Source organism: Nonomuraea sp. NPDC049141 (assembly GCF_040648415.1).
Lineage (GTDB): Bacteria > Actinomycetota > Actinomycetes > Streptosporangiales > Streptosporangiaceae > Nonomuraea.
Genome location: NZ_JBEZDR010000038.1, coordinates 26,795 through 48,173 on the forward strand (window position 1 = coordinate 26,795; position 21,379 = coordinate 48,173).

Consider the following 21,379-nt stretch of genomic DNA (forward strand, 5'->3'; position numbering starts at 1 on the left):
AACCGCCGCAAGCCGCCCGGACCACTGCAAGCCAGGCTCAATCCCTGCGCAAGGCGCCACCCTTAGCGTCGCAGCGTGTTCAAACGACTGGTCCTCGGCGGGGACGCCCGCGCCCGGCACGGTGGCGAACAAGCTGTTCCGCGCCTGGCTGGCCGCCGACCGCGCGGCCGCGGCGAAGGCGGCCACCCCCGCTGCGGTCAAGACGATCTTCGCTTACGTCTACCGCGCACCCGATCGCTTCGACGGCTGCTCCAGCAACGTGTGCCGGTTCGTGCACACAAGCGTGCGCGTGCCCGGCGGGCTTGACGGCATCGCGATGGTGGTCATCGACTCGAAGGTCAGCAAGGTCTACCTGTCGCGGCACATCACCGAGCCGCCCACCGTGGCCAAGCATCTCTTCGCCGCCTGGAAGCGCGGCGACGAGTACAGCGGCATCGAGGTCGCCACCTCCACCACGGTGCAGAAACTGTTCAAGGTCACCTACGGCCCGCGCGGCGCCACCCACTTCTTCCAGGGCTGCAGCAAGGAACCGCAGGGCTACTCGTGCGCCTACTCCTATGAGGGCAGCGCGATGCCGATGCACGTACGCGGCTCCAGGAACGCCGGCTACGAGGTTCGCTCGATCTCCTACCTGGCCGACTGAGGGGAGAACAGTCAGGGACTGTCGTTGGCTCCGCCGTCGCCTCAAGCGGCGAGCCGGGCACTTACCCGGTCGTCGCCATCGCCGCCGCCGTCATTTGCAACCGCCGACTCGCCAAATGAGACGACGTCTTATGGCTGCCCGGTTCAGCACCGTGCCTTACCTGCCTGACAAGATCATCTCGCTCTGACCTGCGATAAGGGGCCGAGAACCCAAGATAAGCATGGCGGGCGCGGGCCACGTCCACTGGTATCGGCATGGCATTCCTGTTCACATTCGTCGTCATGATGTGGCGGCGGGGTTCAGGGCAGTCGCGGGCCGGCGTCCCGCTGGGTGGCGAGCCAGGCTTCCACCTCCTCGGCCCGCCGTGGCAGGCCGACAGAGAGGTTGACCGCGCCCTCGGCAGTGACCAGGATGTCGTCCTCCAGCCGGATGCCGACCCCGCGCAGTTCGGCCGGCACCATGTCGTCCTCGGGCTGGAAGTACAACCCTGGTTCGACGGTCAGCACGTTGCCTGCGCTGAGTTCGCCCTCGCGGTAGTGGTCCGGGCGGGCTGCGGCGCAGTCGTGTACGTCGATGCCGAGCATGTGGCCGAAGCTGTGCAGCGTCCAGCGCCGGTAGAGCATGGAGGCGGGATCCATCGCCTCGTCGGCGCTTACCCGCAGCACGCCCAGCTCAGCCAGTCCCTCGGCGAGCACACGCATGCAGGTGAGGTGAACGTCGGCGACCTTCACGCCTGGTTTGATGGCCTCCATACCGGCCTGCTGGGAAGCGTAGACGATGTCGTAGACCTCGCGTTGGAGCGGGGAGAAGGCTCCAGAGACGGGCAGGGTGCGCGTCACGTCGGCGGTGTAGAGGTGGTTGTTCTCTATGCCCATGTCCATCAGCAGCAACTGGCCGGGCACGGTGAGGCCGTCGTTGCGCTTCCAGCACAAGATCGTGGCGTGCGGGCCGGCACAGACGATCGAGCCGTATCCGACGTCGTTGCCGTCGTGGCGGGCGCGCAAGCCGAAGACGCCTTCGATGAGGCGCTCGGACACGCCGCGGTCGGCCGGCACCACACGGGCGACGTCCTCGAAGCCGCGGACGGTGGCGTCGATCGCGTCCTGCAATTGGGCGATCTCCCACTCGTCCTTGACGAGCTTCAGCTCGGAAATCGCCGCCGCGAGCTCACGGTCGCGGATGCCGGTGGTGGGCACGACCGCGTCGACCCGGGGGTCCAGGCCGCACCGGACGCCCCGCCGGGCCTGGTTCATCACTCCGACGCCGGCCGCCAATACACCTGAAGCGTCCCGGCTTCAGCGGAGTCTCCATCAAAGTCGGAGCGGTTCATCTCTTGATGTTTCCCTCCGCCGAGACTGCACCGGCGTCACGACAGCACGCTCGCGAAGGCCGTCAAAAGACCAGCGCCCGCAACCGCTGACCCGATATCCGGTCCGCCGGCCCGGAGACCTGAGCCACGGTGAGCGTCGGACCGTACGGCACCATGCGGGAAAGCGATCGGGCGGTTGGAAGAAGTTCAGGTGAGTATCGCCGATCCCGAGAGGTGCCCGCATGACGGAGACCCACACGTGACCCCTGGACCAGGCGCGGTCGAGGACGTCATAGATGCCCAGCTCGCCGCCCAGGCCGGTCGTGATCCCGCCGTTTTCTCGGCCGTCTACGACCGGCACTTCCGAGACATCTACCGGTACATCGCCGGACGGCTGGACGTACAGGCCGCCGACGACCTGGCCGCCGAAACCTTCCTCGTCGCTCTCCGCGGAAGAGAGAAGTTCGACCCCAAGCGTGGCGGCCTGCGGCCCTGGCTGTTCGGGATCGCCACCAACCTCGTGGCGCGGCACCGCAGCAAGGAGGCCCGCCACTACCGAGCCCTGGCTCGCGTGGGGGCGGAACGGGATGCCGACAGCCACGAGACCCAGGTGGTCAGCGCGGTCAGCGCCCAACTACTGCAGCCTCAGCTGGCGAAGGCGCTGATGAAGCTGACCCGAGGCGAGCGGGACGTGCTGCTGCTGATGGCGCTCGGCCAGCTCAGCCATGAGGAGATCGCACAGAGCCTGCGGATCTCGTACGGCACTGTCGGCTCCCGGCTCAGCCGGGCCCGAAAGAAGCTCCGCATCGAACTGAAGGACATCGAACCATGAACGAACTGGAGATGATCAGCAAGATGCTGCACAAGCCCGATCCCTCCGACACCGTCGTACGCGAAGGGCGGCTCCGGCTCCAAAACGCCCAGGCACGACCGAGGCGCAGGAGCTTCGTTTGGCTGACCGGAGGTATGGGCCTCACGGCGGCCGCGGCCGCAGCTGTGGCCGTGGTAATCACCACCAGCGGAACGCCTGTGGCGGTGACCACCGGTTCGCCGAACGGAACGCCTCACAGTGCGTCGGCTGTGCCTGCGCAACTGTCCAGCACTCAGATCCTGCTCGCGGCCGCCTCCACCGCGCAGAACAGGTCCGGCTCAGGGACCTACTGGCATATCAAGGCCGACCACAGCGTGCGTGCCGGGAAGAAGACACTTCCCACGAAGTCCTCCGAAAGCTGGGTCAGGCGCGATGGGCAGGCATGGGTGCCCTCCGACGAGGGCGACACCGTCTACGCGGCCAAGGGCTCCAAGACGTTCTCCCTGGCCGACAACCACGTCAGCTTCTCCCAGATTGAGAAGCTGCCGACCGATCCGGAGGCGCTGAAGGCGTGGATCGCCGACAAGGTCGACAACGGCGATGGCGATGCGGATCCCGCCGCACGCGAGTGGTTCGTGGCCAACTCCCTGGTCAACCTGCTGGGCGACTTGCCGGCTCCACCGGAGGTTCGCGCCGCGGCCTTCCGGGCGCTGGCCACGATTCCCATCGTGAAGAGCATCGGCACCATGAAGGACGACCTGGGCCGCGCCGGCGACGGCCTGGAGATCTCCGACCTCGGCGTGGACCTGAAGGTCATCATCGACCCGGAAACCTCGCTCGTCGTCAGCCGCAGCTACCACAGTGGCAAGGACGGCAAGATCTACAAGGAGGGGACGACCACGGTCCGAGTTTCCGAGTGGACCGACACGCTGCCCCCCGTGGTCCCCGAACCAGAGCGAACCGGCCCCGCCCGCGGCTGAAACACCCACGGCTGAGGGACCCGCCCGGCTGTTCTGCAGCGAGCGCGCGTTGGCGGCACTGGCCGCACTAGACACGATGCAGTCTGCGGGAGTGGGTTCTGGGCCGGTGTGTCGCTGGCGACGATGCGGATGTGGGCCTTGGCGTTCGCCCCGGAATGGATGCGTGAGAACGGGGGTGCGCAACGCGCCTGACCCCGGCCCCGGTCTCCGCTGTCCTGCGGACGTTCCTGACATGCCGTGGAACTAAACCTAATCAGCCCACTACGTAGTGATATCTCCCTGATGATCGGAGAACTGAGTGCAAAGAACGACAAGGTGGGCTGGTGTCGCCGTGCTCGCCGCGGCCATGACCGTCCAGTCGGCCGCCCTGCCACAAGCGGCCGCGGAGCCGGCCGCCCCGTCACAGGCCGTCGCGGCGGCCGGCGACCAGCCGGTGACCAGCGTGCGGACGGTCACGCTGGTCACCGGCGACAAGGTGACCGTGACCGGCCCCACGAGCGCGGCGGTCGAGCCGGGCGAGGGCAGGGAGCAGGTCACCTTCCTCACCGACGTGGTGCGGGGACGGCTGCGCGTCTTACCCGACGACGCTGCGCCCCTGGTGCGGGCCGGACGGTTGGATCCCCGGCTGTTCGACGTGACCGGACTGCTGGAGCTCGGATACGACGACAGCCGCAAGGATCTTCCTCTGCTCGTGACCGGCGCCTCCGGTCCCGCACCGGCCGTCCGCGCGATGAGCGGGTACAGGTCGCTGGCCGCGGTGCGCGGCTTCGCCGTACGGCAGCGCCAGGGCGAGGCCACACGGACGTGGCAGGCACTCGCTAGCGGGACGGGCAAGATCTGGCTCGACGGGCGCCGACGGATCACGCTGGACGTGAGCGTCAAGCAGGTCGGCGCGCCGCAGGCGTGGGAGCGCGGGCACACCGGCGCCGGCGTCAAGGTGGCGGTGCTCGACACCGGGATCAACGCCACCCACCCCGACCTCGCCGGGCGGGTCGCGGCGCGGGCCGACTTCACTGAGATCCAGGACGAGCGCGACGTGATCGGCCACGGCACCCACGTGGCCTCCACCATCGCGGGCAGCGGCGCCGCATCGGATGGCAGATACCGTGGTGTCGCGCCCGGCGTGACGCTGCTGGACGGCAAGGTGTGCGAGTCGACCTATTGCGCGGACTCGGCCATCTTGGCGGGCATGCAATGGGCGGCCGAGCAAGGCGCGAGAGTCGTCAACATGAGCCTCGGTGGCCCCGACACCCCCGGAACCGACCCGCTGGAGGAGGCCGTACAGACGCTCAGCGAGCGCTACGGCACCCTGTTCGTTGCGGCGGCCGGCAACTACGGCGCCGATCGCACGCTCATCTCACCCGGCACCGCCGACGCCGCGCTGCAGGTCGGCGCCGTCAGCAAGTCCGGCGCGCAGGCCGAGTTCGCCAGCCGCGGGCCGCGCGCCGGTGACGACGGCCTCAAGCCGGACATCACCGCCCCCGGCGTGGACATCACCGCGGCCCGCGGCAAGGACAGCCCAGGCGACGGCTCCTACGTCGCCATGTCCGGCACCTCCATGGCCACGCCGCACGTCACCGGCGTCGCGGCGCTGCTGGCCGGGGCACATCCCGACTGGAAGGGCGACCTGCTCAAGGCGGCCCTCATGGCTGCCGCCCGGCCGCTGCCGGGGATCGGGGTCTTCGCGCAGGGCGCGGGGCTCGTGGACGCCGACCGCGGCACGCGCCAGGCCGTGACGGTCGAGCCGTCCGCGCTGAGCTTCGGACAGCAGGCATGGCCGCACGATGACGACCAGCCGGCCAGCAAGAAGATCGTCTATCGCAACCACCAGCAGCAGCCGGTGACCCTGCGCCTGGAGGCGCGGGGCGACAAGGCCTTCAGCGTCGCACCCGCGACGCTGACCGTCCCCGCGGGCGGGCAGGCGGAGGCCGTCGCCACCTCCGACACCCGCGCCGGCGGGCCCGACGGCCTCCTCAGCGGGCACGTCGTCGCCACCGGCGACGGTGACCTGGTCCTCAGCACGCCGGTCGGGGTCGACAAGGAGAAGGAGAGCTACGACCTCACCCTCACGTTCACCGGAAGGAACGGCGGTCCGGCCACCGACGTCTTCGCGACCCTGTACCCCATGGACGCCGCTCAGACGCCGATCGACGTGGAGAACCCCGAGGGGCCGGTCACCGTGCGGCTGCCCAAGGGCAGATGGCTGGTCAGGACCACCATCCTCGACGAGCAGACCAAGACGCTCCTCGTCCACCCGGGCCTCGACCTGAACCGGTCGCAGACCCTGGACGCCGACGCGCGGCTGGGCCGGCCGATCTCGCTGACGCTTCCCCGAGCGGACGCCGTCTCGCTGCAGTCCGAGATGGTCTACCAGTACCAGATGGACGACGGGACGTCGCGGGCCTGGGGCTGGCTCGGCAGCTCCTACGAGGGGAGGTACACCGCTCAGCTCGGCCCCGCCCACGCCTATCCGGGCGTACGCACCAAGGTCGCCGGGCTGTGGGCCGCCGCCCGGACCGGCAGCCCGTACGCCTACAGCCTGGCCTGGTTCCACTCTGGGGGCATGGTCAACGGATTCGAGCGGCGCGTGGCGCAGCAGGACCTGGCCGCCATCCAGACCGACTACGCCCGCCACCTGCCCGACGCGGAGGCCCGCGCCTACAGGGGCGCCTGGCCGCGCGACGGCGCCGTCTTCACCTTCCTCTCGCCCACCACGTTCGGCACGCCGTTCAAACAGGCCGAGTACGTCAACACCGACGACGGCATCCGCTGGCAGCGTCACCTGTTCGAGTACGGCTCCGACGGCCGGCTCAACCGCTTCGACTCGCCCTTCACGGTCTACCGATCCGGGAGGACATACACGGAGCTGTGGAACCGCGGCGTCTTCTCGCCCGCGCTGCCCTGGGCGGGCGCGGAAAACCTGAACGGCGTCAGCCGCACCGGCGACGTCATCTCGACCGACCTGCTCATGTACGGCGACGGCAGAGGATCGCTCGGCTCCTCCACCCGATCCACGCAGCGCACCGCCCTCTACCGCGACGGCACCCTCGTCGGCGAGCAGCCGGAGACCAGGACGAGCTTCACCGTGCCCGCGCGGGAGGCCGCCTACCGTCTCGTCGTCGAGAGCGAGCGGGGAGCACCCGCGACGCTGTCCACCTGTGTGTCTGGGATGTGGACGTTCCGGTCCGGGCACGTCGCGGGCGACACGCCCGCGCGACTGCCCGTGTCGGTCGTACGCTTCAGCCCCGCCCTCGACGCCGAGAACTCCGCCCCGTCCGGACGGCGCTTCACCGTGCCGGTGACCGTTCAGCCGCTGGAGGGAAGCACCGCTCGCCCCGTCAAGCGGCTCTCGGTGGAGGTCTCCTACGACGACGGCGCCACCTGGACCAAGGCCGAGGTCCACGGGTCGGCGGCCGTCCTGCGCCACCCGGCCGGCGACGGGTTCGTGTCGCTGCGCGCCTGGGCGGTGGACGGGGCGGGCAACACGGTGGAGCAGACGGTCATCCGGGCCTACCGCATCCGGCCGTCGTGACCCGGTAACCATCAGCGGCCAGCTCCCAGGGTGCTGGCCAAGCGGAATGCGGGGCAAGTGGGGGACACGGACGGAACGCCGCGATCCAGGCCATCTTCGACGACCAAGGCGGGCATCGAGGGTTCGCTGACCTGCTCGTGCAGGGACCGGCGCCAGCCATGGTGACGATCACCTCGAACTGGTGATCGTCGAGGCCTGAATTCATGTCGACGGTGACCCTCATCGCCCAGGCCCGAAAGTGATCCATCTTTGATGTGCAAGATAGCTCCGCCGAGGCGAAGCCGTATCGTGATCCAAGGGAGTTTCATGGTCAACCGATATCGGACGCTGCTGGCGGCGGTGGCTGGCATCGCCACGCTGGCGACAGCCGCCGTGGCCCCTGCGCAGGCGTCCGCCGTCGCCCCCGTCAGCGTGACGTTCGCCGCGGCGGAGGACGTGTTCGTCAGCCAGGCCGAGCCGGCCAAGAGCTTCGCGACCGCGACCTGGATGAGCGTCTGCGGCACCGCGTGCGGCAGCGCCACCGCCGGGCAGCGCGCCGCCCTGACCCGCTTCAAGGTCACCGGCATCCCGCAGGACGCCGAGGACGTCAAGGTCACGCTGGACGTGGTCTCGGCCAGAACGACGGACAGCACCGTCTCCGCCCGCCCGGTGGCGGGAGGCCGCCACCACCTGGAACACCCGTCCGGCCCTGACCGCGCCGGTCATCGACTCGCACACCGGCTTCACCACCGGCCAGGCGGCCAAGCTGGATGTCTCCTCGGCCGTCCAGGGTGACGGTACGTACGCGTTCGCCCTCACCGGGACCGACGCCACCACGACCGTCCTGATGTCCTCGCGCGAGACCGGGAACCGGGGACCGAAACTCACGGTCACCTACACGGATGGCACCGGGGGCACCGGGAACGAACAGACCGACGGGTCGCTGCCCTTCACCCTGCCGGGCACGGCGGCACTGCGGGCCTCGGCCAAGAAGGTGTTCGCGCACTACTTCAGCCCCTATCCGATCGACGGCTTCACCGTCGACATCCTCTCCGTGACCAGCGCGCAGTGGACCCGGGTGCAGGACCTCGTCAAGGCGGCCGAGGCCGTGGATGCCGGCTTCAAGATCGTGCTCATGCCCGACATGAACGGTCTGGCCTCGACCGACAGCTCCGCCTTCGCCACCGCCATGGCCAAGCTCGCCGCGTCGAAGTCGGTCTACCGGCTCGCCGACGGCCGCCTCGTCGTCGCGCCCTTCAAGGCCGAAGGCCGCACCGCCGCCTGGTGGTCGGACTGGATGAAGACCATGGAGACGCAGCACGACATCAAGGTCGCCCTGGTGCCCACGTTCGTCGACTTCAACAAGCACCGCGACGCCTTCGCCTCCATCAGCTACGGCTTCTCGAACTGGGGCAGCCGCAGTCCCGCGGCCAACGCCGGCCTGAAGACGAACATCGACCGCGCCCACGGCATGGGCAAGATCTGGATGCAGCCGGTGTCCGTCCAGGACGAGCGTCCCAACCAGAGCGTGTTCGACGAGGCGGGCAACACCGAGAACCTGCGGGCCACCTGGAAGGGGGCCATCGACGGCAAGGCGGAGTGGGTGCAGCTCGCCACCTGGAACGACTACTCGGAGAACACCCAGTTCGCCCCCTCCAGGAACGCCGGCTGGACCTATCTGGACATCAACGCCTATTACCTGACTTGCTATAAGCTCGGCTGCCCGAAGATCGCCAATGACACGGCGTACCTGACCCACCGGGTCCAGCCGGTCGCGGCGACGCCGTCGTACGCGCAGACCAAGCTGATGAAGCTGCGCGCTGGCAGCAGCGCGGCCCGCGACACCGTCGAGGTGCTCACCATGCTCACCGCGGCGGGCAAGGTGTCCATCACGATCGGCGGCACGACGCAGACCTACGACGCGCCCGCGGGGGTGTACGCCAAGACGTTCCCGCTGAAGGCGGGCACCGCTTCGGCAACGGTCACCAGGAGCTCGGCCGTGGTGGCAAAGGTGGTCTCGCCGTACGCGATCAGTGCGACCCCGTACGTGCAGGACCTGCACTACCGCGCGGCCTCCAGCGAACGCTGACGCGGCGCGCCGGATCCCCGGGGCCGGGCGTCCCGGGGATCCGGAGGGTAGGCGGGCTCAGACTGCCTGCGCACCCGGGCCAACTCGACGGTGAGGTGGTCGTAGTCGACGATTGTGCGCGGGGTGACCGCCGCGAGCTCCACTCCCTTGAACATCGCCGCCACCTGCTCCTCTGGTAGGAAAGCGAGCACCGCCTTGCAGGAGGCACGGGCGTGCATGTGCCCGGTGTAGCCCACGTCGAGATTGCCGACGCTGACCGCGTGCAGCCCGGAGATGTACTGCTGCAGCGTCAGCGTCCCGTGGTGCCAGCCGGAGATGTAGGACGTCTCGTGCGTCATGTTGTGCAGCCGGGTCAGGATCACCGCGAGCTCCGGTGACGGTCCCGACCTGCGCTGGAGGTGCCTGTTTAGCGACGCCGCGCGGTGGCCGACGTCGTACCGGCCGCCGGGCAGGCGCACCACGTAGCCGCTGGCCAGCAAGGTGCGCAGCAGGTGGTAGCAGGTGCCGAGCTTGATGCCGAGCTGGCGGCTGAGCACCTTCGCGGTGGCAGTGCCGTCGGCGGAGGCCACCGTCTTCTCGCTCATGCCCGCCTCCCCGGCAGGTCTCGCCCTGTCAGATCTCGCAGGGCGAGGGCGAGCACTCCCGCGGCCTGCACCACCGCGTCCTCCTCGACGAACTCGGTGCGCGTCTCGGAGCGAGACGATCAGCTCGTGCTCGACGGGCGTCTCCCACCCGGTCCTGCCCTCGCCGTCCCAGCGCACGGTCGGCGGGTGCGCGCGCAGCCAGTCGTCGGTGGCGGCGACCTGGTCGAGGACGCGCTGGAACTCGCCGCGCACCGCCGCCACCGGCTCGCCCGGCGCGACCCCGATCCGGCCGGACATCGTGGCATGGTCGGGGACTGCCGCCCGCCAGTTCCCCGCGCTCGCGGTGCCGATGGCGAAGGGGATCGCGGTCGGCACGTCCGCGAACAGCGGATGCCGGTAGCCCTCGCCCCGTTTGCGGCCGAGCTCGACCAGGGACTCACGCACCCAGATCAGCCGTTCGAAGGCGTCCACCCCGCGCCACGGCGCCGAGGTGTGCGCGGAGCGCCCGGTGACCTCCACGGTGAAGAACTGCAGGCTCGTGCCGATCGGCACGATCGCGCCGCCGGTGGGTTCCAGGATCAGGGCTGCGACCGGATCCGGGACCTCCAGGGCCGCTGCCCGGGTGCCCACGCCGGTGGTCTCCTCGGCGACGACAAGCTCGATGGCCACGTCGATGTTCGGCTCGACGCCGAGGTCCTCCAGCGCGGCCAGCGCGCACAGGCCGGCTGCGATGCCGCCTTTCATGTCTACAGAGCCCCGTCCGTACACCCGGCCGTCGGCACGGACCCCGGCGTACGGCGGATGCGTCCACGCCTGCTCATCGCCCGCGGCACGACGTCGAGGTGGCCGTTGAGCACCATGCAAGGCCGCCCGCGGCGGCCGCGAAACCAGGCGATGAGGTTCTCCCTCCACTCGGCCCGCGGTTCGCCGTCCGCCAGCCCGGTCGACGCGATCGGCTGCCGGATGACCGGCCAGCCCCGGCGTGCGAACCACTCCGCGTACAGGCCGGTCACCCGGTCCTCCCAGCCGCTCTCGCTGGCCTGGCGGACGCTCGCGGACAGCAGCTCCAGCATGTCCTCGGCCAGCGCCTCCACCTGGGCCAGCACCTCGGCGTTGCTCGGTTGCGGTGGCATCCGGTCACCTCCCTTTGGCCGTTTACTGTGCGCTGTCGCCTCGCTGCACCGCATCAGAATGAAACCGTTTTTCGACTATCTGAAATTCAGTATGCGGACACGTGAAATGGCAGGTCACACTTGCCTAGCGTGCTCATGTCTCAAACCCGGTCTCCGAGGAGGAGCTCACCGATGATCCGCCGCTGGAACCCCGACACGCTGGCCCCTCCGATCGGCCAGTACAGCCACCTCGCCTCCGTACCGGCCGGCCACGAGCTGGTGATGATCTCCGGCCAGGTGGGCGCGCTGCCGGACGGCACGCTCGCGGGCCCGGACGCCGAGACGCAGACGCGGCAGATCTTCGCCAACATCGAGCGGCTGCTCGACTCGCTCGGCGCGGGGCCACACCATGTGGTGAAGCTGTTCACCCTGGTCGCGGGCGCCGAACACGTCGAAGGCTGCCGCGCGGCGCGGGCGGAGACGTTCGCGAAGTGGTACCCCGACGGCGACTGGCCCGCCCATTCGCTCGCCGTGGTCACGGCCCTGGCCGCCCCGGAGCTGACCGTCGAGATCGAGGGCGTGGCCGCCCTGCCGCGTCGATGAGCCCGGAGGACTTCCGCGGACTCTTCCCCGCACCCTGTTCGCCCCGCTGGTCGGGGCCGACCCCGCCACGATCTCGACGCTCGGCTCACTCGCCGAGGCCGCCGCCACGGTCGCCGGATCCCTGCCGCGCGGCCGAGTCGTAGTGGCGGCCGAGGAGTTCCGCAGCAACCTGTTCCCGTGGCTGGCACAGCACGACGTGGTTGCCGTCCCGGCCCGCGACGGCGCGACCCGGGTGGAGGACCTGATCGCCGCGCTGGACCACGGCACCGTGCTCCTCGCCGTCAGCGAGGTGACCAGCAGGGAAGGGCAGCGGCTCGACCTGGCCAGCCTGCGGGAGGCGACCGATCGGGTGGGCGCGCGACTGTTCGTCAACCTGACGCAGTCGCTGGGCGCGCTGCGCTTCGACCCGGCGATCGTGCGTCCCGATTACCTGGCCGTGCACGGCTACAAGTGGATGCTGTGCCCGCGTGGCGCGGCCTGGCTCGTCACCAGGCCGGACCGGCTCGGCGACCTGATGCCGCTCGCGCCGAGCTGGAAGTCCACCAGCCCGCCGCACGGCTACTTCGGCGGCCCCATGCGGCTGGCCGACGACGCCGGCCGGTGCAACACGTCCCCCGCCTGGTTCTCCTGGCTCGGCGCCTGCGCTGCGCTGCGCCCGTTTGACGTGGGAGGCCATCCGCTTGCACAGCATCTCGGCCAGGTCGTCGCGCGCCCGCATCCGGGCGGTGTGCGTCAGGCACGCCAGCAACGCCACCTGCTTGACCGCCTCGTAGCGCGACAAGTAGTCGGTGTTCTGGGCGTCGGCCTCCCCAGCGAAGTCGGCGATCTTCGGCGGTGCGATGCCGTCCAGCCACGCGTCGGTGTAGCCGAGCGCGTCCACCTGGTCCAGCCATCTCATCTGGTCACGGAATCGCGACCAGGTGGCCCGCTGGGCGGGCTTCTTGAGCCGGTTGAACGTCGATTTGCCGTCCGGCCCGACGACGAGCAGACCTTCCATCCGGGCCCGGCCGGCCTCGCCCATCCGCCGCAGGATCGTGGCGAAGATCGTCGCGTTCGCCTCGGCGCGGATGCTGGTGGCCAGGTTCTCCAGCGTCGTGTACCCAAGCAGTTCCAGCCGGAGCCGGAGCAACTCCTCGATCGCCACGTTGATCAGGTCCGCCGGGTTGTTCTTGGCCTGGGCCGCCTTCCGGATCGCCACCGCGGCGATCGCCCGGGCCCGGCCCGCGTCGTACTTCACGCCTTGACGCTGGCGCACCAGCTTGCGATGCACCTTCGCGCTGCCGGAGGAGCCATGGTCCGGCCCGACGTCCTCGGGCAGGTCCAGGCAGCGCCGAACGTGGTCGATCACCACCTCGGGAATCTCGTCCGGGGACGGAAACCGCGCCATCTTCTGGAAGCACTTCAACGCCAGCACCAGCGCGAAACACGACTCCGGGCTGCCGGTCCGTTTTTCAGCCCAATCCACCTCTTCCGGCGACGGCGTGAAGAACACATGCAGCACCCGCGCCGACGTCAGCCGCTTGAACTGCGGATAGGCGGTCCGCTCGATCCACGTCATCCAAGGCCGTCCCTCGCCTCGATCCCGGCGTCCAGACGCCGAAACCGTAGCGACGGAACACCCCCCCGACGAGCAGTTCAGCAGCCCACTGTCCCTTTCTCCCGTACTTGGTCTGCCTCCTACCGTCGATGTGGGCGGGCTGAAAGCTGAAGGCGGCCGTGCGAGGCAAGATCGCGGAGCCGGGGCGATGGTGGGATAGATGATTCATTTTGAGATAGTCGAAATTCGGCTGACACTTTCTGGTGAAAAGAGTCCGCCGGATCCACGGTGAATCCATCTGATGTTCACCTCGTCAGCCTGCCTGTTCATATGAAACGGCAGGTTTAGGCGGACCGGCCGCCTCCCATGCACATGCACCGACGGAGTACAGTCATGATCAAAATCATTCCACGCGCCACTGCGTTCTTGGCGGCCGTCGTGCTGCTCGCCGGGTGCGGCGGCGGAACCGGCCCGGCGGCCACCGACCGATCGGTTGTCTTCGTCGGGACCGGCGGCGCGTATCAGGCCGCCCAGCGGGAGGCGTTCGTCAAGCCGTTCGCCGCGTCCTCCGGCATCAAGGTCGTCGAGGATCAGCCGGTGACCTACGCCAAGCTCAAGGCCATGGTCGACAGCGGCCGCGTCACCTGGGACGTGGCCGAGGCCGATCCGTTCTACGCGATCGCCAACTGCGGGCGGTACGTCGAGAAGATCGACCTGACCGTCGTCGACGTCTCGAGGATCGACAAGAAGCTTGTGTCGGACTGCGGGATCCCCGACATGAAGTCGGCCTTTCTTTTGGTCTACAACACCGAGAAGTTCGGCCAGAACCCACCCGCGTCCTGGCGAGACTTCTTCGATACCAAGAAGTTTCCCGGTAAGCGCGGGATGATGAACGACGCCAAGGAGGGCGGTCTGGAGATCGCGCTCGTCGCCGACGGCGTGCCGACGGACAAGCTCTATCCGATCGACTACACGCGGGCCCTCCGCAAGCTCGACACCATCAGAAACGATCTGAAGTTCTTCACCACCGGTGCGGAGCAACAGCAGGCGATGGAGACCGCGCAGGTCGACATGGTGCTCGCATGGCCGGGCAGAGCGAGCCAGGCTGCGCACAACGGCGCGAAGATCGCGCCGGTGTGGAACCAGCCGATGTTCTACTGGGACGTGCTCGTGGTGCCGAAGGGAACGGCGCACAAGGCCGAGGCGATGAAGTTCATCGCGCACGCGATCACTCCCGCGGCTCAGGCCACGCTGACCGAGCACATCGCCTACGCGCCGATTCACCCCGACGCGAAGCTGCCGTCGGACGAGGTGACACGGCAATACCTGCCACTCGGTCAGGACAAGGGAACCGGTTTCCTGCGGGACATGTCGTGGTGGGCGCAGAACCTGGACACCGCCACGCAGAAGTGGACGGCCTGGATCTCCCGCTGAGTCGCCCGTCGGGTCCGCCCCGCTCAGGAGGTCGGACCCGGCGGTGCCTGTGAAGCCAAAACGCGAAGAAGTCACGTTTCGGAGGTAGGGGCGTCATGCCCATTTCGTCCACTCCCATCATGTCCGCTTCAGCACCTGAACGGCCTGTACGCCGTCTGCTGTGGCTGAGCGCCAGGCCCTGGTACGGCGTTCTTCTCGTCGTGCCCGCGGTTTGTCTTCTTGCCACTGTCTTCGCCTATCCGGTGGCGGCCCTCATTTGGCTGAGCTTCGCTGATCCGTCTCTCGGGCTCGAGAACTATCATCGGCTGCTCACCGACGGGGTCAGCCTGCTGGTCTTGCTGCGGACCCTGCGCATGGCCACCATCGTCACGCTGGTCACGCTGCTGTTGGCATATCCGTACGCCTACCTCATGACATTGGTCGGTCGACGTGCCCGTTCGGTGATGGTCGCCCTGGTGCTGCTGCCGTTCTGGACGAGTCTCATGGCACGGACGTTCGCCTGGATCGTCCTGCTTCAGGACAACGGACCCATCAACGACCTGCTTGCGATGGTCGGGCTCGGGCCGCTGGAACTCGCCGGGACAGAGGCCGGCGTGACGATCGGGATGACGCAAGTGCTGCTGCCCTTCATGACCCTGCCCTTGTACGGCACGCTGCGAACCATCGATCGACGCCTCCTCGACGCGGCTATCGGCTTGGGCGCGCGGCCGCTTACCGCATTCCGCCGCGTTTACCTGCCGCTTTCCATGCCGGGGGTCGTGGCGGGCGCGATGATGGTGTACATCCTCGCGCTGGGCTTCTACGTCACGCCGGCGATGCTCGGCTCGCCAAGCGAGTCGATGGTCTCCCAGTTGATGACGGTGCGGATCACCCAACTGCTGGACTTCGGCGCGGGCGGAGCCCTCGCCACGGTGCTGTTCCTGCTCACGCTCCTGCTGTTGGCCCTGGTCTCGCGCTTCCTCTCACCGAGTGCCGCCCTCGGCATGTCGACGAGGGGGGAGCGTTGATGGGCGTCAATCGGCACGTGAATCCGGCGCTGCGGCTGTTCAGCGTCCTGGTCGGATCGTTCCTCATCGCGCCGGTCCTCGTCGTGGTGCCTCTGAGCTTCACCGACAAGGACAGTTTCGAGTTTCCGCCGCGCGGCTGGTCGCTGCACTACTACGAGCGGTTCTTCACCGACCCGGCGTGGAGGGAACCACTGCTGGCCTCGCTGAGAGTCGCCGTCATGGTCACGCTGATGGCAACGATCATCGGAACACTGGCGTCATTCGCGATCACGCGAAGCCGCCGTCGTGGAGTAGCCGTCCTTCAGGGGTTCCTTCTGGCGCCCATGATCGTGCCGAACGTCATCGTCGCTCTGGCGATCTATACGGCGTTCCTTCGATGGGGCCTCGTGGGCACGGTGGAAGGCCTCGTACTCGCCCATGTCGTGCTGGCCCTGCCGTTCGTCGTGATCACCGTGAGCGCTGGTCTGCGTACCCTCGATCCTCGGCTGGAGCGTGCGGCGGCGAGCCTTGGAGCTTCGCCGCTGGCCACCTTCCGGCTCGTCACGTTGCCGTTGATCGCGCCGGGCGTGATGTCCGGAGCGGTATTCGCGTTCGTCACCTCCTTCGACGAAGCGGTCATCTCGCTGTACCTGCAGTCCCCGCACCTGCGCACGCTGCCAGTGCAGATGTTCACCAGCGTTACCTCTGACGTCGACCCCACCATCGCCGCGGGATCGACGGTGATCCTCGTCGTTACCACCGCGCTCATCCTCCTTCCTGACTTCCTGAAACGGAGGGCTCCCCAATGACCGACATGCGAGGGGCCGCTATTCGGCTCTCCAGCGTTACCAAACGGTATACGGAGCACCAGCCACCAGTAGTGAACGATGTCTGCTTGGAGATCGCCGCCGGCGAGTTCATCACGCTGCTTGGCCCCAGTGGTTCGGGCAAGTCGACCACGCTCAACATGATCGCCGGGTTCGAACAGCTCACCGCCGGGGACATCCTCATCGACGGCGTGAGCGTGGCGTCTCTGCCGCCGTACAAGCGCGGCCTCGGCATGGTCTTTCAGCACTATGCGCTGTTCCCGCACATGACGATCGCACAGAACGTCGCTTTCCCCCTCCAACAGCGCAAGATGCGCAAGCACGATATCCAGCGGCGCGTGGACGACGTGCTCGATCTTGTCGGTTTGGCACACCTGCGCGACCGGTTGCCCGGTCAGATCTCGGGTGGCCAGGCACAGCGGGTGGCCCTGGCCCGCGCCGTCGTCTTCGAACCCCACGTGCTGCTCATGGATGAGCCGCTTGGCGCGCTGGACAAGAAGCTGCGGGAGCAACTCCAGGGCGAGATCGCCCGTATGCACCGCGAGCTGGGGATCACTTTCGTTTTCGTCACCCATGACCAGGAGGAGGCGCTTGCCCTGTCCGACCGCATCGCGGTCTTCGAGGGCGGCCGGATCGAGCAGGTCGGCACTGCGCAGGAACTGTACGCGCACCCTGCTTCTCTGTTCGCCGCGGAGTTCCTGGGAGAGTCCAACGTGTTCCACGGGATGATCACCGAACGGCGCGGACGCGTGTCCCTCGTCGGTGAAGGATTCGAGGTGCTGACGGATGACGGCAGCGCGGGGCTCGTAGGCACGGCCGGCGTCGTCGTGGTGCGCCCCGAACGGATCCGTCTGACAGTCGGGGACGTCGCCGTCGAGCACGACGTCAACGCGATGACCGCCACCGTCACCCACATCGTTTACCAGGGTTCGTATCGCAAAGTGGCATTCCGGACCGACGCCGGTACGACGGGAAGCGCGCGCGAACCAGCCGGAGCGGAGTCCTCCGCCATGCCTGGTGACCGGGTGACGCTGTGCTGGAGAGTCGGCGACGGGGTGATCGTACCCGCGCAGAGCGTGCCGGTGGCCGGCCTGCCTGGCGATGCGCTCGTCGAGTCCACGTCATGAGCGACGACGGCTCGCTCCTAGGCATCGCCACACGGCATCCCGTTTCGGCGGCCTGGTGTGGCTGCGACCGCACTGTAGGACCAACCCATGAAAGGTGGACGACTTGTCCTCTCTCCCTACCGAAGCAGCACTAGCCGATCTGACGAACATGTGGCGGATCCGATGCTTCGAAGAAGAAGTCACCCGGATGCGGATCGAGGAGAAGATCGTCGGTTCCGTCCATCTGTGCATCGGCCAGGAAGCCATACCGGTCGGCGCCTGTGCGGCGCTCGACCTGACCCGCGACGCCGTGTTCGCCACCTACCGCGGCCACGGCTGGGCGCTGGCCTGCGGTACCGATCCGGTAGCGCTGTTCGCCGAACTCCTGGGCTGCGAGACCGGCACCAACGGCGGCCGGGCCGGCTCAGCGTACCTGTCGGATCCGGATCACGGGTTCTACGGCGAGAACTCGATCGTGGGAGCTGGAGCCCCCATCGCGATGGGCGCCGCGCTGGCTGCCAGATACGACGACTCCGGACGCGTCGCACTCACCGTGTTCGGTGATGGAGCGATGAACCAGGGCGCGGTTCACGAGGCCATGAACATGGCCAGCGCCTTCGACCTGCCCGTCGTCTTCCTGGTCGAGAACAACCGCTATTCCGAGCTCACGCCGATCGCCGCGATGGTGCGCCGCGACGACCTCGTCTCGCGGGCCGCCGCGTACGGCATGCGGGCATCGCGAATCGACGGAAACGACGTCAACGCCGTCCGAGAGACCATCTCCGAGGCGGTCGCCACCTGCAGGGCCGGCCAAGGGCCGGTACTCATCGAGGCTCTCACTCAGCGCCTGGTCGGCCACTACATCGGAGACGCGCAGGTGTACCGGCCACACGATGAGGTGGAGCAAGCCCGGGCCAAGGAGCCGATCATCGTCCTGTCCGCGACCCTGCGCGCCGACGGCGTCTCTGAACACGAACTCGCCGGAATCGAGACCCGAGTCCGCGCCGAAGTCGCCGCGGCCGCGACCGCGGCCCTGGCGGCGCCGCCGGCCGACCCCACTGCTGTGAAGGAGCACCTCTATGGGTGAGATCACCTATGCCCAGGCCATCAACGCCGCGCTGCGTCGCGCTCTGGCCGAAGACCCCAAGACCCTGCTGTTCGGCGAGGACGTCGCCCTGCCGGGAGGCGTTCACGGAGTGACCCGTCGCCTGCGCCGGGAGTTCGGCGACCGGGTTTTCGACACACCGATTTCCGAGTCCGCCATCCTTGGCGGAGCCGTGGGCGCCGCCATGATGGGGCTGCGTCCCATCGTCGAGATCATGTGGGCGGACTTCGCCTTCGTCGCGTTCGACCAGTTGATCAACCAGGCGGCCAATGTCCGGTACGTTTCCCGCGGCCGCCTGAAGGCGCCGATGACCATCCGCACCCAACAAGGCGCGACCCCCGGCTCCTGCGCCCAGCACTCCCAGTGCGTGGAGGCGTTGTTCGCGCACATCCCGGGCCTGCGGGTATGCCTGCCCGCCACCCCGCAGGACGCCCACGACCTGCTGCTGGCCGCGATCGAGTGCGACGATCCCGTCGTCGTCATCGAGAGCCGGGCGCTCTATCACTCGCTGAAGGACACGGTGGACCTCGACGCACCCCGGTCGCCGATCGGCGGCGCGCGCATCGTCCGGCCGGGCTCCGACATCTCCGTGGTGACCTGGGGGCCTATGCTGCACACCGTTCTGGAGGCCGCCCATGCCCTGGAGGGCGACGGCATCGACATCGAGGTGATCGACGCCCGCTGGCTCAATCCCTTCGACACCGACACCGTCACGGAGAGCGTCTCCCGTACCGGCCGGCTGGCCGTGATCCACGAGGCGAATCTCACCGGCGGGTTCGGCGCGGAGATCGTCGCCCGCGTCGTCGAGCGTGGCGTCCCGCTGTCGGCGCCGCCGCTGCGTGTCGCGACCGATGACCTGCGGATCCCCGCCGCGCCGGGGCTGCAGAGGGCCGCGATCCCCGGCTCTGACCTGGTGGCCGGCCGGCTGTTGTCGCTGTTGAAGCCCGGGAACGACTGATGGACGGCCGTGCACGGGTGGCCGTCGTCACCGGCGGCGCCAACGGCATCGGTCTGGCCTGCGCACAACGGCTCTCCGGCGACGGCTTCCGCGTCGTCGTGGCCGACGTTGATGCCGATGCCGGGCCCCAGGTGACCGCGAAAGTGCCGGGCGCCGAGTTCGTGCCCTGCGACGTGCGCTCGCCCACGGATGTCCAGCGGGTCGTCGACAGAGCCCTGGAGATCGGCCAGGGGCGGCTCCATGCTCTGGTGAACAACGCGGGTCAGACCGCCCGCGTCCGCTTCGCCGACTGCGACAAGGCGACGTGGCAGCGACTCCACGATGTCAATCTCCGCAGCGTCTTCTCCTTCACCCAGGCCTGTTTGGAGGGGCTGAGCGCCGGACACGGTGCTGTGGTGAGCGTGGCCTCCGTGGCCGGCCTCGTCGGCGCGGAGGATCTGTCCGTCTACAGCGCCACCAAGGCCGCGATCATCGCTCTGACCAGGTCGCTCGCCCTGGAACTCGGCCACGTCATCCGCTTCAACGCCGTCTGCCCGGGGCAGATCGCCACGAGGATGATGGCGAGAGTGCAGGCCGACGACGGCTTGCGCGCAGCCGTGACAGCGCAGATCCCCGCAGCCCGGCTCGGCCGGCCCGAAGAGGTCGCCAACGTGATCGCCTGGCTGCTCGGCGACGAGGCGAGTTACGTGAACGGCGTGGCGATCCCGGTAGACGGCGGGGAGAGCGCCGGTTTCCTCCAGCCGAAGCCGTCCGGCACAACCGGTGATTGAGTCAGTCCCGGCACGGCACCGTGAGGCGATGAGTGCGCAGGAGGTTCGTCGCGATCGCGGCGGCCTCCTGCACCGCAGCGACCAGCTCACGCTGAGAGGTCCTGAACCTCGTCACGGGCACCGAGACCGTGTACGAGCCGGCGGGAGCGCCGTCATGATCGAAGTAAGCGGCCGACGCGCAGCAGATGCCGTCGCTGAACTCCTCCAAGTCGAGGGCGTAGCCCTGTCTGCGGACATTGCCCAGCTCCACCGTCAAGCTGTCGGCGTCGCAGTGGGTGTGGGCGGTCAGCCGTCGGAGGTCGACCCCGCGGAACATGATGTCGATCTGCTCATGCGGCAGATGGGCGAGCACCGCTTTGCAGGAGGCCCGAGCGTGCATGTTGCCGGTGTAGCCCACGTCGAGCCCGCGCACACTGAGCGCCTGCTCGCCGGCGATGAACTGCAAGAGCGTGATGACGCCATGGTGCCACCCACTGACATAGGAGGTTTCCCGCGTCCGGCTGTGCAGCCGGGACAGGACCGCGAACAGCTCGGGCAGCGGCTCGAACCGCGCACGCAACTGCCGTCCCAGCGAGGCGCCCTGCGCGCCGATGTCAACTCTTCCACCAGGCAGCCGCACGATGTAACCCGCCGTCTTAAGCGTCCTCAAGATGTGGTAGCAGCGGCCCAGACTGAGGTCGAGGTGCCGGCTGAGGCTCTTGGCCGTGGCCCCGCCGCCCATGTCCGCGACGGCATACAACACATCGAGCCCACGTACCAAGGTCTGCAGGACGCCATCCTCGTCGTCCTCGGTGGCCGTACTCGATACGACTGGGTCGGTCATGATGCGCTCCCAGAGAAGGCTGGCCCATAGAAGGGGCACCGGCGGGTGCCCTCTTCGCGAAAGGCCGCCACCATGGTCGGCCCCTATGGTCACACGCTAAGCCGCAGGCCAGGCACACCTTAGGACTGTCGATTCGATTTTTCGACTATAGCGAAAAGACTCGCCGCCAACTGGGGCTGGTGCCCACGAAA

At 68.4% G+C, this 21,379-nt stretch carries 18 protein-coding genes and 2 pseudogenes; 15 read left to right on the forward strand and 5 right to left on the reverse strand.

Going from position 1 to position 21,379, the window contains the following annotated elements:
* Positions 1–121: 121 nt before the first annotated feature.
* Positions 122–643: a hypothetical protein gene (locus AB0B91_RS60665; RefSeq protein WP_358341641.1), complete on the forward strand. Its 522-nt coding sequence runs from the start codon at positions 122–124 to the stop codon at positions 641–643.
* A 299-nt stretch (positions 644–942) separates the two neighbouring features.
* Here AB0B91_RS60665 and AB0B91_RS60670 read toward each other — a convergent pair whose 3' ends face one another.
* A complete protein-coding gene (locus AB0B91_RS60670) occupies positions 943–1,896 on the reverse strand; it encodes a M24 family metallopeptidase (RefSeq protein ID WP_358341644.1) in 954 nt (317 codons plus the stop codon).
* A gap of 315 nt (positions 1,897–2,211) precedes the next feature.
* Here AB0B91_RS60670 and AB0B91_RS60675 point away from each other — a divergent pair, with 315 nt between their 5' ends.
* From AB0B91_RS60675 to AB0B91_RS60695, 5 genes are all read left to right on the forward strand, one after another.
* Positions 2,212–2,784, forward strand: coding sequence for an RNA polymerase sigma factor (locus tag AB0B91_RS60675; RefSeq protein ID WP_358341647.1), 573 nt, complete (start codon positions 2,212–2,214; stop codon positions 2,782–2,784).
* Entirely contained in the window at positions 2,781–3,743 is a 963-nt protein-coding gene (locus AB0B91_RS60680) for a CU044_5270 family protein (protein ID WP_358341650.1), read from the forward strand. Before AB0B91_RS60675 ends, AB0B91_RS60680 begins: the two co-directional genes overlap by 4 nt.
* 298 nt (positions 3,744–4,041) lie before the next feature.
* Complete coding sequence (locus tag AB0B91_RS60685; protein ID WP_358341653.1) at positions 4,042–7,275, forward strand: S8 family serine peptidase; 3,234 nt, start codon at positions 4,042–4,044, stop codon at positions 7,273–7,275.
* Positions 7,276–7,581: 306 nt separating this feature from the next.
* A complete protein-coding gene (locus tag AB0B91_RS60690; RefSeq protein ID WP_358341656.1) occupies positions 7,582–8,049 on the forward strand; it encodes a hypothetical protein in 468 nt (155 codons plus the stop codon).
* A 52-nt stretch (positions 8,050–8,101) separates the two neighbouring features.
* Positions 8,102–9,343 (forward strand): glycoside hydrolase family 71 protein, encoded by a 1,242-nt coding sequence (locus AB0B91_RS60695; RefSeq protein WP_358341659.1) that lies wholly within the window; start codon positions 8,102–8,104, stop codon positions 9,341–9,343.
* Here AB0B91_RS60695 and AB0B91_RS60700 read toward each other — a convergent pair.
* Both AB0B91_RS60700 and AB0B91_RS60705 read right to left on the reverse strand, forming a co-directional pair.
* Complete coding sequence (locus AB0B91_RS60700; protein ID WP_358341662.1) at positions 9,316–10,695, reverse strand: M20/M25/M40 family metallo-hydrolase; 1,380 nt, start codon at positions 10,693–10,695, stop codon at positions 9,316–9,318. The genes AB0B91_RS60695 and AB0B91_RS60700 overlap by 28 nt on opposite strands.
* Positions 10,674–11,060 (reverse strand): hypothetical protein, encoded by a 387-nt coding sequence (locus AB0B91_RS60705; RefSeq protein ID WP_358341664.1) that lies wholly within the window; start codon positions 11,058–11,060, stop codon positions 10,674–10,676. The genes AB0B91_RS60700 and AB0B91_RS60705 overlap by 22 nt, the downstream gene beginning before the upstream one ends.
* A gap of 171 nt (positions 11,061–11,231) precedes the next feature.
* Here AB0B91_RS60705 and AB0B91_RS60710 point away from each other — a divergent pair, with 171 nt between their 5' ends.
* Entirely contained in the window at positions 11,232–11,642 is a 411-nt protein-coding gene (locus tag AB0B91_RS60710) for a RidA family protein (RefSeq protein ID WP_358341667.1), read from the forward strand.
* A gap of 70 nt (positions 11,643–11,712) precedes the next feature.
* Positions 11,713–12,114, forward strand: a pseudogene (locus AB0B91_RS60715) (aminotransferase class V-fold PLP-dependent enzyme); the annotation flags it as partial.
* Positions 12,115–12,723: 609 nt separating this feature from the next.
* On the opposite strand, the pseudogene AB0B91_RS60720 reads toward AB0B91_RS60715, so the two are convergent.
* Positions 12,724–13,200 (reverse strand): annotated as a pseudogene (locus AB0B91_RS60720) (DUF4158 domain-containing protein); the annotation flags it as partial.
* 372 nt (positions 13,201–13,572) lie between these two features.
* Between AB0B91_RS60720 and AB0B91_RS60725 the strand changes: the two are divergent.
* From AB0B91_RS60725 to AB0B91_RS60755, 7 genes are all read left to right on the forward strand, one after another.
* Positions 13,573–14,613 carry an ABC transporter substrate-binding protein gene (locus tag AB0B91_RS60725; RefSeq protein WP_358341670.1) on the forward strand — a complete coding sequence of 347 codons (1,041 nt, stop codon included), beginning with the start codon at positions 13,573–13,575 and terminating at the stop codon, positions 14,611–14,613.
* 119 nt (positions 14,614–14,732) lie between these two features.
* Positions 14,733–15,620, forward strand: a complete 888-nt coding sequence (locus tag AB0B91_RS60730; protein WP_358341673.1) for an ABC transporter permease — start codon at positions 14,733–14,735, stop codon at positions 15,618–15,620.
* Positions 15,621–15,637: 17 nt separating this feature from the next.
* Positions 15,638–16,408 (forward strand): ABC transporter permease, encoded by a 771-nt coding sequence (locus AB0B91_RS60735; RefSeq protein ID WP_358341676.1) that lies wholly within the window; start codon positions 15,638–15,640, stop codon positions 16,406–16,408.
* 86 nt (positions 16,409–16,494) lie between these two features.
* The gene (locus AB0B91_RS60740; RefSeq protein ID WP_358341678.1) at positions 16,495–17,553 is read left to right on the forward strand and encodes an ABC transporter ATP-binding protein; all 1,059 of its coding nucleotides are present in this window, start codon (positions 16,495–16,497) and stop codon (positions 17,551–17,553) included.
* Between the two features lie 148 nt (positions 17,554–17,701).
* Entirely contained in the window at positions 17,702–18,619 is a 918-nt protein-coding gene (locus tag AB0B91_RS60745) for a thiamine pyrophosphate-dependent dehydrogenase E1 component subunit alpha (protein ID WP_358341712.1), read from the forward strand.
* Positions 18,612–19,595 carry a transketolase C-terminal domain-containing protein gene (locus AB0B91_RS60750; protein ID WP_358341681.1) on the forward strand — a complete coding sequence of 328 codons (984 nt, stop codon included), beginning with the start codon at positions 18,612–18,614 and terminating at the stop codon, positions 19,593–19,595. The genes AB0B91_RS60745 and AB0B91_RS60750 overlap by 8 nt, the downstream gene beginning before the upstream one ends.
* Entirely contained in the window at positions 19,595–20,365 is a 771-nt protein-coding gene (locus AB0B91_RS60755) for an SDR family NAD(P)-dependent oxidoreductase (RefSeq protein WP_358341684.1), read from the forward strand. The genes AB0B91_RS60750 and AB0B91_RS60755 overlap by 1 nt, the downstream gene beginning before the upstream one ends.
* 1 nt (position 20,366) lies before the next feature.
* Here the strand turns inward: AB0B91_RS60755 and AB0B91_RS60760 are convergent, their stop codons facing one another.
* Positions 20,367–21,188 carry an IclR family transcriptional regulator C-terminal domain-containing protein gene (locus AB0B91_RS60760; RefSeq protein ID WP_358341687.1) on the reverse strand — a complete coding sequence of 274 codons (822 nt, stop codon included), beginning with the start codon at positions 21,186–21,188 and terminating at the stop codon, positions 20,367–20,369.
* Positions 21,189–21,379 lie beyond the last annotated feature (191 nt).

Coding starts and splice junctions, on each gene's coding strand:
- AB0B91_RS60710 (WP_358341667.1), top strand. CDS start 11,232: ATGATCCGCCGCTGGAACCCCGACACGCTGGCCCCTCCGATCGGCCAG.
- AB0B91_RS60750 (WP_358341681.1), top strand. CDS start 18,612: ATGGGTGAGATCACCTATGCCCAGGCCATCAACGCCGCGCTGCGTCGC.
- AB0B91_RS60725 (WP_358341670.1), top strand. CDS start 13,573: ATGATCAAAATCATTCCACGCGCCACTGCGTTCTTGGCGGCCGTCGTG.
- AB0B91_RS60760 (WP_358341687.1), bottom strand. CDS start 21,188: ATGACCGACCCAGTCGTATCGAGTACGGCCACCGAGGACGACGAGGAT.
- AB0B91_RS60755 (WP_358341684.1), top strand. CDS start 19,595: ATGGACGGCCGTGCACGGGTGGCCGTCGTCACCGGCGGCGCCAACGGC.
- AB0B91_RS60730 (WP_358341673.1), top strand. CDS start 14,733: ATGTCCGCTTCAGCACCTGAACGGCCTGTACGCCGTCTGCTGTGGCTG.
- AB0B91_RS60690 (WP_358341656.1), top strand. CDS start 7,582: ATGGTCAACCGATATCGGACGCTGCTGGCGGCGGTGGCTGGCATCGCC.
- AB0B91_RS60670 (WP_358341644.1), bottom strand. CDS start 1,896: ATGAACCAGGCCCGGCGGGGCGTCCGGTGCGGCCTGGACCCCCGGGTC.
- AB0B91_RS60745 (WP_358341712.1), top strand. CDS start 17,702: ATGTGGCGGATCCGATGCTTCGAAGAAGAAGTCACCCGGATGCGGATC.
- AB0B91_RS60695 (WP_358341659.1), top strand. CDS start 8,102: ATGTCCTCGCGCGAGACCGGGAACCGGGGACCGAAACTCACGGTCACC.
- AB0B91_RS60680 (WP_358341650.1), top strand. CDS start 2,781: ATGAACGAACTGGAGATGATCAGCAAGATGCTGCACAAGCCCGATCCC.
- AB0B91_RS60705 (WP_358341664.1), bottom strand. CDS start 11,060: ATGCCACCGCAACCGAGCAACGCCGAGGTGCTGGCCCAGGTGGAGGCG.